Raw genomic sequence first — 14,942 nt, forward strand, 5'->3', positions numbered from 1 at the left:
TCCTACTGTAGTCTCAAAACTCCTTCCTCTCCATAATCCCCTCACTGACCTTCACGGACACTGCCATACAAATCACCATAACCACGATCATCGCAATCGCTATCTGCCATCCGGCAAATGTATTCAGGAGATGGAGAGTTGCACTTCCTTTGCAGAGTTCCAGTGCTTTCTTTCCGCCGGCGGCGAGCAGGAAAATGACTGCTATCAGTGCGACCATGAGGATCCGGCTTTTTTCGATTTCGTATTTCAGACGCATCGGGAGCAGGATTGCCAGAAAGATACCGGCACAGATCATAACAGCACCTGTACTTATGAGGAATTCTTTCCGTGTACTGACAGACTGCGCTTTGAGAAGTCCCGGGATCATGGAAAGAATGCCTGCTGCCAGTGTGACGCCTGCTGCGGTCAGATATTTGGATATCACGTATTCTTTTCTGGTAAATGGCAGGGTCATCAGGAAATTCATTCCATGATGATAACTGTCATAGGAAATCGTTCCGACGGTGACACTGAGACTTACAAAGATCATATAGCTTATGAAAAAAATACTTCCGTCTGTCTGGACAAACAGATAAATGATCCCAACCGCAAAAACAATGAAATACGTTTTTATATTTACCTTGAGTAATTCCAGGTCTTTCATTAATAAACCGCTCATAATCTCTCTCCTTTCACCAGCATGGAAATCACTTCATCTACGCTTCCTTTTTCGACTACGATCCCCGGGTGGTTTTCCAGATAATAGTTCTTCTGGTCTGTCAGATAGCTGTAGCCGAAGGGCTCTTTTCTCACACGCAGAAGATATTCTTTGTCAAGGGCCTCGTATTCCTGATCTGATACTTTGAGGAATCCATATTCCTCAAGAATACGGTCTGTCTCTTCATGAAGGACGATCTTGCCTTCATAGATCATGTACAGGTCATCACAGAAATGTTCCAGATCGCCGGAAATATGTGAACTGATCACGATAGAGCGTCCCGGGATCTCCATATATTCCCGCAGAAGATCAAGGATCTCTTCTCTTGCGACCACATCCAGCCCCGCCGTCGGCTCGTCAAGGAGCAGCAGCCTACTGCCATGGCTGAGCGCAAGAAATACATTCAGCTTCGCTTTCATTCCTGTGGAAAACTCTTTGATCTGTTTATTCAGCGGGATCTGGAATCTTTCGCATCTTTCACGAAACTCTTTTTCCTGAAAATCCGGATAAAAGCGGCTCATGACCGGAATAAGCTGCTGTACTTTCAGATATTCGGAAAAGCCGCTGTCAGAGAATACAGCTCCTATCTCCTGTTTCTCCTCTGCGCCAAGATCGGCAGCATTTCTGCCAAATATCTCCACGCTTCCCTGGTCCGGACGGATAAGTCCAAGCATCAGCTTGAATGTCGTACTCTTGCCTGCCCCGTTCGCCCCAATCAGCCCGATGATCTGATTCTCTGGGATCTGCATATTCAGTTCCAGTGTAAAACTGCCATATGTTTTCCTTACATGATCCAGCTGCACTAACATATCTCATCCTCCATTATGATCTCAAATGATTCACGTATCTCCTTTGCCGTTAAGCCTCCAACACGCGCTTTACGTACCGCTTCTTCCAGCTCTTTCTCCAGTTCCTTGCGACGCTCCTCCATCAAAAGTTCCTGATTGGTATTCGCGATAAAACTTCCCTTACCATGGACAGTCACGACCAGTCCTTCTGCTTCCAGACTGTCGTAGGCTTTTTTTACTGTAAGAGCACTGATCTTCAGTTCTCTGGACAGTGCACGCACCGAGGGAAGTGCATCCCCTGCTGTCAGCGTCCCCTCGATCACTTCTGCCTTGATCTGTGCCATGATCTGCTCGTAGATCGGTTCCATGGAAGTATGGTTTATGATAAGATTCAACTTCATCCCTCCTTCTATAAACAGTATATAACAGTATAGCACTGTTGTCAACTGTTATATACTGTTTATTATAATAAAAAAAGCCCTCTCCTCATCGAATTTCAATCTGTTTCGATGAAAAAAAGGCTTTTTAAACTCTAATTCCTGCTATATCTCAATATTTGATCTTTCTTGTTTCTTCTTTCAGATATCTGTGCTTAATATAATGAAGTAATTTTTCCTCGCCATGATCATTCAAAATGCGAAGAAGCGCCTCCAGTTCCTTCTTTGTCTGTGGGTGGATGAACCAGAGTTTTTCTTTGCTCTTGAGAAAATAATCCAGCGGCTGGCTGTCGTCATAGGCATCTCCAAGGTAATTCCTGGATGCGCTGATCCGGTCCATGACCATCTCTGCCACATATTTACGCGGCATCTGCGCCCCCATGATCACATGCTCCCCATCAAGAGAATAGTCGACCCAGTGCTCAAAATGATGCTTGTTCCTGCCCTTGTGATGGAGCCAGGAAGTGGACACTCCGATATCTTCCCTCTCTGCATTATTCGGGCTTCTCGTTCCCTGATAATATTTACATCCCACCAGAAATTCTGCCGGTGTATACTTGGAAAGGTCGTGAAGCAGTCCCTGTTTATATAAGCCGATCCGGAAACAATACTTCATTACCAGTAATTTATGCTTTGTTATCGTCTTGAAGTGCAGCCACGGATGCATGCTCTATCTCCCCCTGCCTTGCCACCAGTACCACAATGGTACGTGGATTGATGTCTATTGTTTTTTTGTAAGTTTCTTTGCCTTCCTGGAACCAGTTCTTCTCCTCCTGATCTGAGGTGTCGGCGATCTTTTTCCAGGTCATTCCATCCGGAAGGTTTGGCAGCGCGATATTTCGTTTCTCCCAGTGGAAATTGTATCCTATATAAAGGAAGTCGTCATCCGTTCCATCCGGCTTCTGTGCATATGCTCCGCAGTACATGATGCCAATGAGGCGACTGGTGTTTTCCATGTTTAAGAACCAGGCACGCTCGCCGTGGAAGGAAACATCCGGGAAGCCTTTTGCCATATAGTCTACGCTCCGCAGCTCATTCGGCATATGGAGAATCGGGTGATCCTTACGAAATGCGATTGCCTTTTTGACAAAGGAAAAAAGCTTCTCCTGCTTCTTCATGCATTTCCAGTCCGTCCAGCCCACACTGTTGTCCTGGCACCAGGCATTGTTGTTTCCATTCTGAGAATTGCCAAACTCATCTCCGCCATAGATCATCGGTGTTCCCTGGCTCAGAAGCAGCATCAGGAACGCATTTCGAAGCTGCTGTTCACGCAGGCGGCGGATGGCCTGCTTCCTGGACGCACCCTCTACTCCACAGTTCCAGGAATAGTTATAATCACTTCCATCGTGATTGTCCTCACCATTTGCCTCATTGTGACGGTAATTGTAAGTCACTGTATCATACAAGGTAAAACCATCCTGGCTTGCCATATAGTTGATGGTCCCGAAATTGCCTGTGTTACGCTTGATATGGAACTGTGCCCCCGCGACCATTCCCTCGTCACTCTTGAGAAGGCGGCGCATATCCTGCATAAACCCTCTGTTGTACTCTGCCAGCATGTTTTCTTTCTCCGGCTGTCCGGAAATGTCGGAAAACATCTTTTTGACACCATAGAGGAACGGATCTCTCTCGATCAGTTCTCCCGGAACGCCATCACCCAGCAGATGAAATCCATCTACATGATAATATTTCTTCCAGAACCACAGCGCATAAAGTGCCTTCATCGGAGCGGTATCTGCCGGGAAATACATTTCCATAATGCATTCGATCCCCGCTTCGTGGAAAGCTCTCACCATGTCACAGAATTCTTTGTGTGGTTTCTTCGTCGCACAGTAGGCACTTTTGGGTGCAAAATAAAATCCCGGGAGGTAACCCCAGTAGTTAACTTTATCCTTGTGATGTTTCTGGCGGATCATCGCCTTACCCGGCTCCACTGTGGACCTCTCCATAAATTCATATGCCGGCATCAGCTCGACTGCATTGATCCCAAGTTCCTTCCAGTAAGGGATCATCTCCTTAAGCCCTGCAAAAGTACCTCTTTTCTTTGGTGCCACCTTCGCCTGTCTGGTGTAGCCTCTGACATGGACTTTGTAGAGGATCATATCCTGATAGGAGATCCCTGGGGAAACGTCGCCTTCCCAGTTGTATTCTCTCAGATTCGGAAAACTGCAGCGGATCCTGTGCTCGTCCTTATCCTCTGACACTCTGCCAAATGTCTCTCTTCCAGCCAGCCCGCGGGCATATGGGTCCTGACAGATCTTTGTATCTATCCGAAAATTATATTCATACTGCTCCGGCTTAAACCCGGATACCATCATCGCACACATCCGACCGGTCCTGTTTGATTCTGCAAAAGGAATCTCAGCCTCCGGCTCCTTCTCTCCCTTTCGGTACAGGATCAGCGAGGCCTCTGTATCACAGGGAACCTCCACCGCAAAATTCATTCCCCCAGAAACTTTCGTAGCACCAGGCAGCATCGGATTGCCCTCGTGCACCAAAAGCCTGCTTTGATCGTACATAACTTTTTCTCCTTCTTGTATTTACTCTCAGAATGATTCCATGTCCAGCTCGATCGGACAATGGTCTGAGCCCATGATCTCTGCGTGGATCGATGCATCCTGCAGTTTATCCTTCAGTGCAGGCGAAACGATAAAATAGTCGATTCTCCATCCTGCGTTCTTCTCACGCGCCTTGAAGCGGTAGGACCACCAGGAATAGCTTCCTTCCTGATCCGGATAAAAATAGCGGAATGTATCGATAAATCCACTCTCAAGAACCTTTGTAAAGCATGCTCTCTCCTCGTCTGTAAAGCCGGCATTCTTACGGTTTGTCTTAGGATTCTTGAGGTCGATCTCCTGATGTGCAACATTCAGATCGCCGCAGCAGATGACAGGCTTCTTCTCCTGAAGCCCGAGAAGATAAGCAAGAAAATCTCTCTCCCACTCCATTCGGTACTCAAGCCGTCTCAGCTCGCTCTGTGAATTCGGCGTGTATACTGTCACGAAATAAAAATTCTCAAATTCAAGTGTGATCACACGGCCTTCTTTGTCGTGTTCCTCTATTCCAATTCCATAAAAAACCGAAAGCGGCTCCTGTTTCGTAAAGATTGCCGTTCCGGAATATCCTCTTCTGTTTGCGTAGTTCCAGTACTGATGATAGCCCGGAAGCTCAAGTTTGACCTGTCCCTCCTGGCATTTCGTCTCCTGCAGGCAGAAAATATCTGCATCCAGTTCCTGAAACCTCTCTTCAAAGCCTTTGGTAAGGCATGCACGGATTCCATTTACATTCCATGAAACAAATTTCATTGTGTATCTCCTTCATTTCCATCTTCATAGTCTGTCTTTATTTATTATACATGATTCCAGAGTGAGTTGAAATACATTTTTTTATTTTTTGCACAGAACAACCGTTGTAAATCCCCGTATTTTCTGATAAAATGAATAAAATAACCAAAAGAAAAACAAAAGTGAGGAATATCAATTATGAGTGACGAATTTACAAATTCTGCATGTGCACCGAGTGACTGTGCAAGCTGTGGGTTGGACTGCGGCGGTAATGCTTCTGAGGAACAGCACAACACCATTACTCTGACACTGGACGACGATACCGAAGTAGAATGCGCGATCCTTACGATCTTCCCGGTAGATGCACAGGAGTATATTGCACTCCTTCCACTGGATGAGAATGGTCAGAACCAGAACGGTGAAGTTTATCTGTACCGTTTCTCCCGCACAGAGAAGGGCGATCCGATGCTTGCCAACATCGATGATGATGCTGAATATCAGGCAGCAGCTACAGCTTTTGACATTGTTCTTGACAATGCACGTAAGGCAGAGGCAGCAGGCGCACCGTTAGAATAACAGAGACTTCTATTCATTCAATTTACTATTTCACAGCACAAAATAAGCGGAGTATTCGGGATATTCAAATCCGGAAACTCCGCTTTTATATTTGCTGTATCTATATCTTTATTTCTGGGTGGTGCTTCCAAATCCACCGTTGCGGACACCCTTTGCGTCATCATCTACAGTGATTCCGTATTCTACAAAGATTCCCTGCATGAAGCCTGTGCCAGCCTGAATGCTGACAGATTTGCCTTCGTTGCTGTCATTGGTGATCTTTGCAAAAATATGTCCCTCATTGTCAGAATAGAAATAATCGCTGTCAATGATTCCAACCGTATTGTTGAGCTGCAGACGGTATTTGAATCCCAGTCCGCTTCTCGGATAGCATTTCAGAACCCAGTCCTGCTCCATCTCGACGCGGATACCGGTAGGGATCTTGACAGTCTCTCCCGGGTTCAGTGTCAGATCGACAGGTGCATAGAAATCATATCCTGCACTTCCTGCAGTTGCTCTTGCCGGAAGTTTAATCTCATTGTAAATGTCAGTGATCGCGCTTTCCTGTGTCTCCGGAAAAGTATCCTTCCAGTCTGCCACAAAACGCTCTTCACTTACTTTGTGAAATTTTGCGATTCTCTTCATGTTTTCCTCCTGGATCTCTCAGTCTGCATGAAGAACGATCTTCTGCTCCCGAAGTGTCGCCGGAACGTTGATCACGCGCTGGTTCGAAGATCCTTTCCATTTCAGACTCTGATCCAGCTTGTCCACCTGGAATTCACCATCTACGAGCACATCCAGATAACGGACGATCTCTTCCTGCTGGATTTCTTCCCAGCGTGAACCTGTATAAAGCCAGATGGTCTTGTCTGGATATTTTGTTCTGATCTTGCGTGCAAGGGCGGTTACGGCTGAAATATTGGACGGATGAAGCGGATCCCCTCCTGAGAAAGTGATTCCGCTGATATAATCCTTATCCAGTTCGGCAAAAATCTCTGCTTCTTCTTTTTCGGTGAAAGGAAGGCCTCCGTTCGGATCCCAGGTGATGGGATTCTGGCATTCCCGGCAGCAGTGATTGCAGCCTGCAACCCAGAGTACCACACGGAGTCCGTCTCCGTTCAGCATATCGTCCTTGGTTATATTATGATATCTCATTTTTATGCTTCTTCCGGTACATCCTTGATACTGAAACTCATTCTGCCCATCTTGTCTTTGCCAAGGCAGATTACTTTTACTTTGTCGCCAAGAGTAAGAACGTCCTCTACTTTGTTGATTCTGTGGTCACTGATCTTGGAAATGTGGACCATTCCTTCTTTGCCAGGAGCAAACTCAACGAAAGCGCCAAATTCCTTGATGCTTACGACAGTTCCCTCAAAGATCTGTCCTGCCTCGAAATCTGTTGCGATGGTCTTGATCATCTTCTTGGCTTCATCCATTCCGTGCTGGTCAACACCGCAGATAGATACGGAACCTTCATCTGTGATATCGATCTGAACGCCTGTACGCTCGATGATCGCATTGATGGTCTTTCCTCTCTGTCCGACTACATCACCGATCTTCTGAGGATCGATCTGGATCTGAACGATCTTCGGTGCATATTTATTTACATGGTCACGAGGAGCTGCGATGCATTTCTCCATAACCTCTGTAAGGATGTACTCTCTTGCTTCTTTTGTTCTGCGGATCGCTTCTTCTACGATCTGTCTTGTCAGACCATGGATCTTGATATCCATCTGGATTGCTGTGATACCGTCATGTGTACCTGCAACCTTGAAATCCATATCTCCGAAGAAGTCCTCAAGTCCCTGGATATCTGTCAGTACAATGTAATCATCGTCTGTTGCGCCTGTAACAAGACCACAGGAGATACCGGCAACCGGTTTGCGGATCGGTACACCTGCTGCCATAAGGGACATGGTAGATGCACAGATACTTGCCTGAGAAGTAGAACCGTTGGATTCAAATGTCTCAGATACAGTACGGATCGCATATGGGAACTCTTCTGCTGACGGAAGTACCGGAACAAGAGCTCTCTCTGCCAGTGCACCGTGACCGATCTCACGACGTCCCGGTCCTCTGGATGGTTTGGTCTCACCTACAGAGTAGGACGGGAAGTTGTAGTGGTGCATATATCTCTTGGATGTTTCAAACTCGTCAAGTCCGTCAATTCTCTGTGCCTCAGAAAGCGGAGCCAGAGTTGTCATGGTGCAGATCTGTGTCTGTCCACGGGTGAACATAGCGGAACCATGAACTCTCGGGATGATGTCTACTTCTGCTGCCAGAGGACGGATCTGTGTGATCTGACGGCCGTCCGGACGTTTGTGGTCCTTAAGGATCATCTTGCGGACAGTCTTCTTCTGATACTGATATACTGCTTCTCCGAGAACAGCCAGCCATTCTTCATTGTCTGCAAATGCTTCCTGAAGTCTTGCTGTGATCTCACGGATGTTTTCTTCTCTTGTCTGTTTATCGTCTGTGAAGACAGCTTCTTCCATCTCTTCGGACGGAACGATCTTCTTGATCGCCTCGAACAGTTCTTCCGGAACTGCGCAGGAAGCGTAGAGATGTTTCTCTTTGCCGCACTCTGCTACGATCTTGTCGATGAAACGGATGATCTCCTGGTTTACATCATGAGCTTTGTAGATTGCTTCGATCATGGTATCTTCCGGTACTTCATTTGCGCCGGCTTCGATCATGATAACTTTCTCTCTTGTGGAAGCAACAGTCAGCTGAAGGTCAGAAAGTTCTTTCTGAGCCAGGGACGGGTTGATGATAAACTCGCCGTCGATCAGACCTACCTGCGTGGTAGCGCACGGACCGTCAAACGGGATATCGGAAATGCAGGTTGCGATGGAAGAACCAAGCATAGCCGGGATCTCCGGGTTGCACTCAGGGTCTACGGACATAACCATGTTTACCAGAGTTACATCATTTCTGTAGTCCTTCGGGAACAGCGGACGCATCGGACGGTCAATAACACGGGATGTCAGGATCGCATGCTCGCTTGCCTTTCCTTCTCTTTTATTGAATCCTCCTGGAATCTTGCCTACTGCATACATTTTTTCCTCATATTCAACGCTCAGAGGGAAGAAATCGATTCCTTCTCTTGGCTCCTTGGATGCTGTTGCAGTAGAAAGCACAGTTGTATCACCATAATGCATCAGAGCTGCGCCGTTAGCCTGTTTTGCAACACGACCGATATCTACAGTCAGTGTTCTGCCGGCTAATTCCATAGAATAACTTTTGTACATACTTTTTCTCCTTTTATTTCTTGCGTTTTAATTTTACAGAAGTCCGAAACAACTGAAAAAACCACCCGGATCCTTCCTGATGAACTTTTCAGTAGTCTCGGAAATAACTTCTGTCTATTTTGTTTTGTGATTTAAAAATGGGGCGGATGGTTTATCCGCCCCGTCCGTATACTAATTATTTTCTTAAACCTAATTTCTCAATCAGTGCACGGTATCTTTCGATGTCTGTTTTCTTCAGGTATGCCAGAAGTCCACGTCTCTGACCAACCATCTTCAGAAGACCACGTCTGGAGTGATGATCTTTGTGATGTGTCTGTAAATGCTCTGTCAGCTCCTGGATTCTTGCTGTAAGAACTGCTACCTGTACTTCCGGTGAACCTGTGTCACCCTCGCATCTTGCATATTCTTTCATGATTGCCTGTTTTTTTTCTTTTGAAATCATTGTGATTTCCTCCTTAAAAATATTATTATTAATGAACCGCCGCATATTAAGAAACGGTTGGAGATTCCAATCTCTGAATATGGGCTGATTTACACCTCAAATAGTATAGCATAAAACATCTGGCGTGTAAACAACATAATTATTTATTTTTTGAACTTATTTTTCAAAAAAAGCATGGCCTGCCTCGATGTCCCTCGCGATCTGTGCTTTGAGCGCCTCAAAAGAAGCAAATTTGTGCTCCGGGCGCTGGAATTTGCGGAAGAAAACGATACAGTCCTTCCCATACAGATCCTCATCACAGTCAAAAAGATAGGTCTCAACACCCAGGAAATCCTCTCCGACGGTCGGCTTGTATCCGACATTGGTGATTCCCTGATACTCTGTGTCGCCAAATTTTGACACTGTCACATAGACACCGTTCGGCGGCATCAGCTTCTGTTTCGGCGGGACCAGGTTTGTGGTCGGGAAAAATTTCTTGTGTCCCAGACCTTTGCCATGCTCTACCTCACCTGCCACAAAGAAATCTGTTCCAAGAAGCTCTGAGATCTTGTGCATATTGCCCTTCTTCAGTTCTTCACGGATGAAGGTACTGCTGATCTTGCGGCTTCCGTCCATTTCCTTCGGGACGATCTCTGTTTCATAGCCATATTTCAGACCGGCTTTCTTAAGAAGGTCCGGCGTGCCTTTGCGTTCATATCCGAATCTGTAATCCTCTCCGACTACCACGAAGGATGCCTGCAGAGAACCGATCAGAATCTGGCGGATAAACTGATCCGCTTTCATATGTCTGATCTGCTCATTCAACGGGCATTCCAGAAGGACATCCACGCCCATATCTTCGAGAAGCAGTCTCCTCTCTTCCCCTGTGAGGATGGTCTGACGGTCGGACACAAAAGCTACAACTACGGAAGTTGTACCATATTCTTTTTTGTGTTCCAGAATCTTCTGGATCAGTTTCCTGTGTCCGCGATGAATTCCGTCAAATTTTCCCAGCGTTACCGCACAGTTGGAAAACTTTGGAAACTGTCCTTCGATCTTGATGTATTCCATGTGTTCTGACTCCTGCTTATCTCCGATGTTTCAGAGGAACATTTTCTGAGGCTGATAACGGTGTTTCTTATTGTCCCACTCGTAGATCCCCAGGAAATTCCCCTCGCTGGTGCACATCCGCACCCAGCCTTTTTTGTGCTGTGTTTCTGTCATATTATCTGGAAGCGCATTGCCATTCAGAAGAAGCCTGTCTCCGAATTTATTGCAGCGGATCTCCGGATAAGCCTTGAGCACTTCTGAAATAGAAAGAATCCTCTTCTCAAGGATTCCTTCTTCCATTTCTTTCTGTACTTCATCCAGTGTGATGCTGTCTTCCCAGCGATACTCACCGGATGCTGTACGGGTAAGCTCTTCCATGCAGGCACCGCAGCCCAGTTTCTGTCCAATATCATGGCACAGAGTCCGGATATAAGTTCCCTTGCTGCATGTAACAGAAAAACGTACCATCGGAAGATCCATTTCAAGGATCTCTATCTCATAAAAGCAGACCGGGCGGGTTTTGCGCTCGACGGTCTTGCCTTCTCTTGCGAGTTCATACAGCTTCTTTCCGTTTACCTTGAGCGCGGAGTACATCGGCGGGATCTGCTCCTGCTCTCCAAGGAAACTCTCGATTACAGCTTTTACTTCTTCTTCAGAAACAGTGACCGGCTTTTCATTCAGAACCGTTCCTGTCATATCCTGTGTGTCTGTCTCGATCCCGAGGTGAAGAAGTGCCTCGTAGGTCTTGCGCTTTTCGGTCAGAAGATCGACCAGCTTGGTCGCTCTGCCGAGAACAACAGGAAGAACTCCCTCCGCATCAGGATCCAGTGTTCCGGTATGACCGATCTTTTTCATGTGGAGGATCCCACGAAGTTTTGCGACCACATCATGAGAAGTGTAGCCTTTCTCTTTGCGAATGACCAGAACTCCGTCCATTATGCCTCCTCTTCGCAGAACTGTTTCTCGATCTCTGCGGTCAGATTATTGATAACGTCATACATGGAGCCCTCAAGGTCACAGCCCGCTGCTCTTGTATGGCCGCCGCCGCCAAAGAATACGGCAACTTTGCTCACATCCACCTTGCCGTTGGAACGGAGGGAAACCTTGAAATGCTGTGTCTCAGTCTCATAGATAAAGATCGCGACTTCCACGCCCCTTGTCAGACGAAGCTGGCTGACGATCCCGTCAAGGTCACTTCCCTCAACTCCATAAAATTCCATATCTCTTCTGCGGAGGTAGCCTACGGTGCATTTGCCGTTCTGGAGAAGAATGCTCTCTGCCAGAACACGGCCCATGACCTGAAGCTGAAGATATGTCTTCTCATAAAAAGATTCATCAATGATCTTGCTGAAAGGGATCTCCTGCTTCATCAGTTCTCCTGCGATACGCATCGTATCCGGGGAAGTGGAAGAATACTGGAATACTCCTGTATCATGGATCATTCCTGTATAGACTGCTGTCGCGATCGGACGGTTTACTTTGTCCGGATCCAGGAGTCCGTAGAGGACTTCGCAGCAGGAGCTGACTTCTCCGCGGATATAGTTGACATCCGCAAATCCCGGATTGCTCACATGATGATCGATGCAGACGGTTTTTGCCGCATGGTCAAAAGCATCTCCCGCAACTGCCAGGCGGTCACGCGCGCTGACATCGCAGGTAATGAACAGATCAAATTCTCTGCCCTCTTCTACTTCTGTTTTGATATCATCGATATGATCGATATGTCCAAAGATCGGCTTCGGATGGTCGAGATATACGCTTACATCCACATCCGGAAAATAAGTTCTGATATACAGATACAAAGCCATACAGGAACCGACACAGTCACCATCCGGTCGGACATGACCACCAATTCCTATTGTTTTCACGCCTTCCAGCACTTCTGAAATATTTTTCATGATATCCTCTCTTATTCTGTATGCACTGCTCTTGTGGTCAGGATCCGGACTGGCTTATTCTTCCTCGTCCGGTTTTCCTGCCTGAGCATCTTTTCTGGTTACATCGTCGATCAGCTTGGACATGTTTACACCGTATTCAATGGATTCGTCCAGGATGAAACGGATCTCCGGTGTATTCCTTAAATTCAGGTTCTTTGCAAGCTGTCTTCTGATATAACCTTCTGCCTTGTTAAGACCCTGGATGGTCGCATCCTTGGCCTCTTTGCTGCCAAGGACACTGATAAATGCCTTGCAGGTCTTGAGGTCAGGTGCAACTTCCACAGCCATGACAGAAGTCATTGGATGAATGCGAGGATCTTTGACTTCATTTCTGATGATCGTACTGAGTTCTTTCTGAACCTCTCCGTTGATCCTTGTATTCTTAATGCTGTTCTTTCTCATTTATTTTACTCCTATCTCGGTAAGTTACTGCTCATTATATTCGCTGTAACTTGGTCAAAATGCATTCCACATCACCTTCGGTGATAGCATTTTGCCCCGCATGTCTCGGGATTTTGGCATATTTATGCCAAAACACCTCGCGGGATATTCTCTATTACCAATTACCTTGGTACTTCTACCATGATATAAGCTTCTACTTTATCTTCTTCTTTGACATCATTGAATCCGTCAAATACAAGACCACACTCGTATCCTGCTTTGACTTCTTTGACATCGTCTTTGAAACGTTTCAGGGATGCAAGCTCGCCCTCGAAGATCTGATCTCCCTCTCTGGTGATACGAACCTTACAGTTTCTCTGGAAGATACCATCGAGGATATAGCTTCCTGCGATCGTACCAACGCCGGATGCTTTGAAGAGCTGGCGGACTTCTGCATGACCAATGACTTTCTCTTCGAATACCGGGTCAAGCATACCCTTCATGGCTGCTTCTACATCTTCGATCGCCTGATAGATGACTCTGTAGAGACGCAGGTCTACGCCTTCCTGATCTGCAAGCTGTTTTGCCATTGCGTCCGGACGAACGTTGAATCCGATGATGATCGCATTGGAAGTTGCAGCAAGGGATACGTCAGATTCATTGACTGCACCAACGCCGCCATGGATCACGCGGACAACAACTTCCTCATTGGAAAGTTTGGTAAGACTCTGTTTCACAGCCTCAACAGATCCCTGTACGTCTGCTTTGACGATGATCGGCAGTTCCTTGAGGTCACTTGCCTGGATCTGATCAAACAGGTTATCCAGAGAAAGTTTGCCTTTGGTTTCTTCAAGCAGATGTTTCTTGTTCTCTGTAACGAAGGTAGCTGCGAAGTTCTTGGCTTCCTTGTCGCTCGGGAACGCCATCAGGATCTCACCTGCATTCGGAACATCACTGAGACCAAGGATCTCAACTGGTGTGGACGGTCCTGCTTCTTTGACTCTTCTTCCTCTGTCGTCCATCATGGCACGTACTTTACCGCTGCATGCACCTGCTGCGATGAAATCTCCGACATGGAGAGTACCCTTCTGTACGAGGATCGTAGCAACCGGTCCTTTACCTTTGTCAAGCTGTGCTTCGATCACGAGACCTCTCGCTGCACGGTTCGGGTTTGCTTTGAGTTCCAGGACTTCTGCTGAAAGAAGGATCATCTCAAGCAGAGTGTCGATTCCTTCTCCTGTATGTGCGGATACCGGTACGAAGATGGTGCTTCCGCCCCAGTCTTCCGGGATCAGTTCATACTCGGAAAGTTCCTGTTTTACTCTCTCTACGTTTGCACTTGGTTTATCGATCTTGTTGATCGCAACGATGATCTCAACGCCTGCTGCTTTGGCATGGCTGATCGCCTCTACTGTCTGCGGCATGACACCATCATCTGCTGCTACGACGAGAACTGCGATATCTGTGGAGTTTGCACCACGCATACGCATAGCGGTGAATGCTTCATGTCCCGGTGTATCCAGGAATGTGATCTTCTGTCCGTTGATCTCTACAACAGATGCACCGATATGCTGTGTGATTCCTCCGGCCTCACCTCTTGTTACATGGGTATCACGGATCGCATCCAGAAGGGATGTCTTACCATGGTCAACGTGACCCATAACACATACTACAGGCGGTCTGGAAACCATATCTGCTTCGTCTTCTTCCTCTTCTTTGAGGAGTTCGCCGATAACGTCTACTTTTTCTTCCGGCTCTGCGATGATATCGTAGTCCAGAGCGATCTCCTGAGCTTTCTCGAAGTCGATCTCATGGTTTACAGTTACCATGGTTCCTTCCATGAAGAGCTTCTTAACGATCACGGACGGCTGCATCTTCATTGCTTCTGCCAGTTCGCGGATGGTCATCTTCTCTGGAAGTGTGATCTCTTTTACTTCTGGTTTCTTCTCTTCCTGTTTCGGCTGAGGAGTTGGTTTCTGCAGAGCCTTCGGGATCCTGGAAAGGTTTCTTCTTCCACCCTGATTCGGGCGATTATGTCCTGCACCGGATTTCTCGAAGTCTTTCTTCTTGTTCTTGTTCTCTCTGTCACGCTCTCTCTTGCTGTCCTTGGATGTCTTGGTCAGTTCTGGTGTGAATACAGC

At 46.9% G+C, this 14,942-nt stretch carries 16 protein-coding genes; 1 reads left to right on the forward strand and 15 read right to left on the reverse strand.

Annotation, left to right across the window (positions count from 1 at the left end; all coding sequences use genetic code 11):
* Positions 1-13 precede the first annotated feature (13 nt).
* The 6 genes from WMO75_RS09425 to WMO75_RS09450 all read right to left on the reverse strand — a co-directional run bounded on the left by WMO75_RS09425 (position 14) and on the right by WMO75_RS09450 (position 5,227).
* Positions 14-658, reverse strand: coding sequence for an ABC-2 transporter permease (locus WMO75_RS09425; RefSeq protein WP_349077946.1), 645 nt, complete (start codon positions 656-658; stop codon positions 14-16).
* On the reverse strand, positions 655-1,506 hold the full coding sequence (locus WMO75_RS09430; protein ID WP_349077947.1) for an ABC transporter ATP-binding protein: 852 nt from the start codon (positions 1,504-1,506) through the stop codon (positions 655-657). Before WMO75_RS09430 ends, WMO75_RS09425 begins: the two co-directional genes overlap by 4 nt.
* Positions 1,500-1,880 carry a GntR family transcriptional regulator gene (locus tag WMO75_RS09435; RefSeq protein ID WP_118698400.1) on the reverse strand — a complete coding sequence of 127 codons (381 nt, stop codon included), beginning with the start codon at positions 1,878-1,880 and terminating at the stop codon, positions 1,500-1,502. The genes WMO75_RS09430 and WMO75_RS09435 overlap by 7 nt, the downstream gene beginning before the upstream one ends.
* 154 nt (positions 1,881-2,034) lie before the next feature.
* Positions 2,035-2,589 carry a DUF5662 family protein gene (locus tag WMO75_RS09440; RefSeq protein ID WP_118698401.1) on the reverse strand — a complete coding sequence of 185 codons (555 nt, stop codon included), beginning with the start codon at positions 2,587-2,589 and terminating at the stop codon, positions 2,035-2,037.
* Complete coding sequence (locus WMO75_RS09445) at positions 2,549-4,441, reverse strand: Type II secretory pathway, pullulanase PulA and related glycosidase (protein WP_118698402.1); 1,893 nt, start codon at positions 4,439-4,441, stop codon at positions 2,549-2,551. Before WMO75_RS09445 ends, WMO75_RS09440 begins: the two co-directional genes overlap by 41 nt.
* Positions 4,442-4,468: 27 nt before the next feature.
* Positions 4,469-5,227 carry an exodeoxyribonuclease III gene (locus WMO75_RS09450; RefSeq protein ID WP_118698403.1) on the reverse strand — a complete coding sequence of 253 codons (759 nt, stop codon included), beginning with the start codon at positions 5,225-5,227 and terminating at the stop codon, positions 4,469-4,471.
* 177 nt (positions 5,228-5,404) lie between these two features.
* On the opposite strand from WMO75_RS09450, the gene WMO75_RS09455 reads away from it, so the two are divergent.
* A complete protein-coding gene (locus WMO75_RS09455) occupies positions 5,405-5,782 on the forward strand; it encodes a DUF1292 domain-containing protein (RefSeq protein ID WP_022214883.1) in 378 nt (125 codons plus the stop codon).
* A 108-nt stretch (positions 5,783-5,890) separates the two neighbouring features.
* Here WMO75_RS09455 and WMO75_RS09460 read toward each other — a convergent pair whose 3' ends face one another.
* The 9 genes from WMO75_RS09460 to infB form a co-directional block, all read right to left on the reverse strand.
* Entirely contained in the window at positions 5,891-6,406 is a 516-nt protein-coding gene (locus WMO75_RS09460; protein ID WP_022214884.1) for a dCTP deaminase/dUTPase family protein, read from the reverse strand.
* Between the two features lie 18 nt (positions 6,407-6,424).
* Positions 6,425-6,916: an anaerobic ribonucleoside-triphosphate reductase activating protein gene (gene nrdG / locus WMO75_RS09465; protein ID WP_118251440.1), complete on the reverse strand. Its 492-nt coding sequence runs from the start codon at positions 6,914-6,916 to the stop codon at positions 6,425-6,427.
* Positions 6,917-6,918: 2 nt separating this feature from the next.
* Entirely contained in the window at positions 6,919-9,012 is a 2,094-nt protein-coding gene (locus WMO75_RS09470; protein WP_022214886.1) for a polyribonucleotide nucleotidyltransferase, read from the reverse strand.
* Between the two features lie 175 nt (positions 9,013-9,187).
* The gene (gene rpsO / locus WMO75_RS09475) at positions 9,188-9,454 is read right to left on the reverse strand and encodes a 30S ribosomal protein S15 (RefSeq protein ID WP_015542977.1); all 267 of its coding nucleotides are present in this window, start codon (positions 9,452-9,454) and stop codon (positions 9,188-9,190) included.
* A 156-nt stretch (positions 9,455-9,610) separates the two neighbouring features.
* Positions 9,611-10,504 carry a bifunctional riboflavin kinase/FAD synthetase gene (locus tag WMO75_RS09480; protein ID WP_118251439.1) on the reverse strand — a complete coding sequence of 298 codons (894 nt, stop codon included), beginning with the start codon at positions 10,502-10,504 and terminating at the stop codon, positions 9,611-9,613.
* Positions 10,505-10,534: 30 nt separating this feature from the next.
* Positions 10,535-11,419, reverse strand: a complete 885-nt coding sequence (truB, locus tag WMO75_RS09485; protein ID WP_118698404.1) for a tRNA pseudouridine(55) synthase TruB — start codon at positions 11,417-11,419, stop codon at positions 10,535-10,537.
* Positions 11,419-12,381, reverse strand: a complete 963-nt coding sequence (locus tag WMO75_RS09490; RefSeq protein WP_022214889.1) for a DHH family phosphoesterase — start codon at positions 12,379-12,381, stop codon at positions 11,419-11,421. The genes truB and WMO75_RS09490 overlap by 1 nt, the downstream gene beginning before the upstream one ends.
* A 54-nt stretch (positions 12,382-12,435) precedes the next feature.
* Entirely contained in the window at positions 12,436-12,822 is a 387-nt protein-coding gene (gene rbfA, locus WMO75_RS09495) for a 30S ribosome-binding factor RbfA (protein ID WP_022214890.1), read from the reverse strand.
* Positions 12,823-12,983: 161 nt separating this feature from the next.
* Positions 12,984-14,942, reverse strand: a 1,959-nt coding sequence (gene infB, locus WMO75_RS09500) for a translation initiation factor IF-2 (protein WP_349077948.1), incomplete at its 5' end; no start/stop codon positions are given.

Origin of the sequence: Blautia intestinihominis, assembly GCF_040096655.1 — a bacterium.
In the GTDB taxonomy this organism is placed as follows: domain Bacteria; phylum Bacillota; class Clostridia; order Lachnospirales; family Lachnospiraceae; genus Blautia_A; species Blautia_A intestinihominis.

What these genes read in the sequence shown, in the direction of transcription:
- truB (WP_118698404.1), bottom strand. Translation starts at nt 11,419, where the DNA reads ATGGACGGAGTTCTGGTCATTCGCAAAGAGAAAGGCTACACTTCTCAT.
- rbfA (WP_022214890.1), bottom strand. Translation starts at nt 12,822, where the DNA reads ATGAGAAAGAACAGCATTAAGAATACAAGGATCAACGGAGAGGTTCAG.
- WMO75_RS09480 (WP_118251439.1), bottom strand. Translation starts at nt 10,504, where the DNA reads ATGGAATACATCAAGATCGAAGGACAGTTTCCAAAGTTTTCCAACTGT.
- WMO75_RS09470 (WP_022214886.1), bottom strand. Translation starts at nt 9,012, where the DNA reads ATGTACAAAAGTTATTCTATGGAATTAGCCGGCAGAACACTGACTGTA.
- WMO75_RS09490 (WP_022214889.1), bottom strand. Translation starts at nt 12,381, where the DNA reads ATGAAAAATATTTCAGAAGTGCTGGAAGGCGTGAAAACAATAGGAATT.
- WMO75_RS09450 (WP_118698403.1), bottom strand. Translation starts at nt 5,227, where the DNA reads ATGAAATTTGTTTCATGGAATGTAAATGGAATCCGTGCATGCCTTACC.
- WMO75_RS09440 (WP_118698401.1), bottom strand. Translation starts at nt 2,589, where the DNA reads ATGCATCCGTGGCTGCACTTCAAGACGATAACAAAGCATAAATTACTG.
- WMO75_RS09425 (WP_349077946.1), bottom strand. Translation starts at nt 658, where the DNA reads ATGAGCGGTTTATTAATGAAAGACCTGGAATTACTCAAGGTAAATATA.
- nrdG (WP_118251440.1), bottom strand. Translation starts at nt 6,916, where the DNA reads ATGAGATATCATAATATAACCAAGGACGATATGCTGAACGGAGACGGA.
- WMO75_RS09430 (WP_349077947.1), bottom strand. Translation starts at nt 1,506, where the DNA reads ATGTTAGTGCAGCTGGATCATGTAAGGAAAACATATGGCAGTTTTACA.
- WMO75_RS09460 (WP_022214884.1), bottom strand. Translation starts at nt 6,406, where the DNA reads ATGAAGAGAATCGCAAAATTTCACAAAGTAAGTGAAGAGCGTTTTGTG.
- WMO75_RS09445 (WP_118698402.1), bottom strand. Translation starts at nt 4,441, where the DNA reads ATGTACGATCAAAGCAGGCTTTTGGTGCACGAGGGCAATCCGATGCTG.
- rpsO (WP_015542977.1), bottom strand. Translation starts at nt 9,454, where the DNA reads ATGATTTCAAAAGAAAAAAAACAGGCAATCATGAAAGAATATGCAAGA.
- WMO75_RS09455 (WP_022214883.1), top strand. Translation starts at nt 5,405, where the DNA reads ATGAGTGACGAATTTACAAATTCTGCATGTGCACCGAGTGACTGTGCA.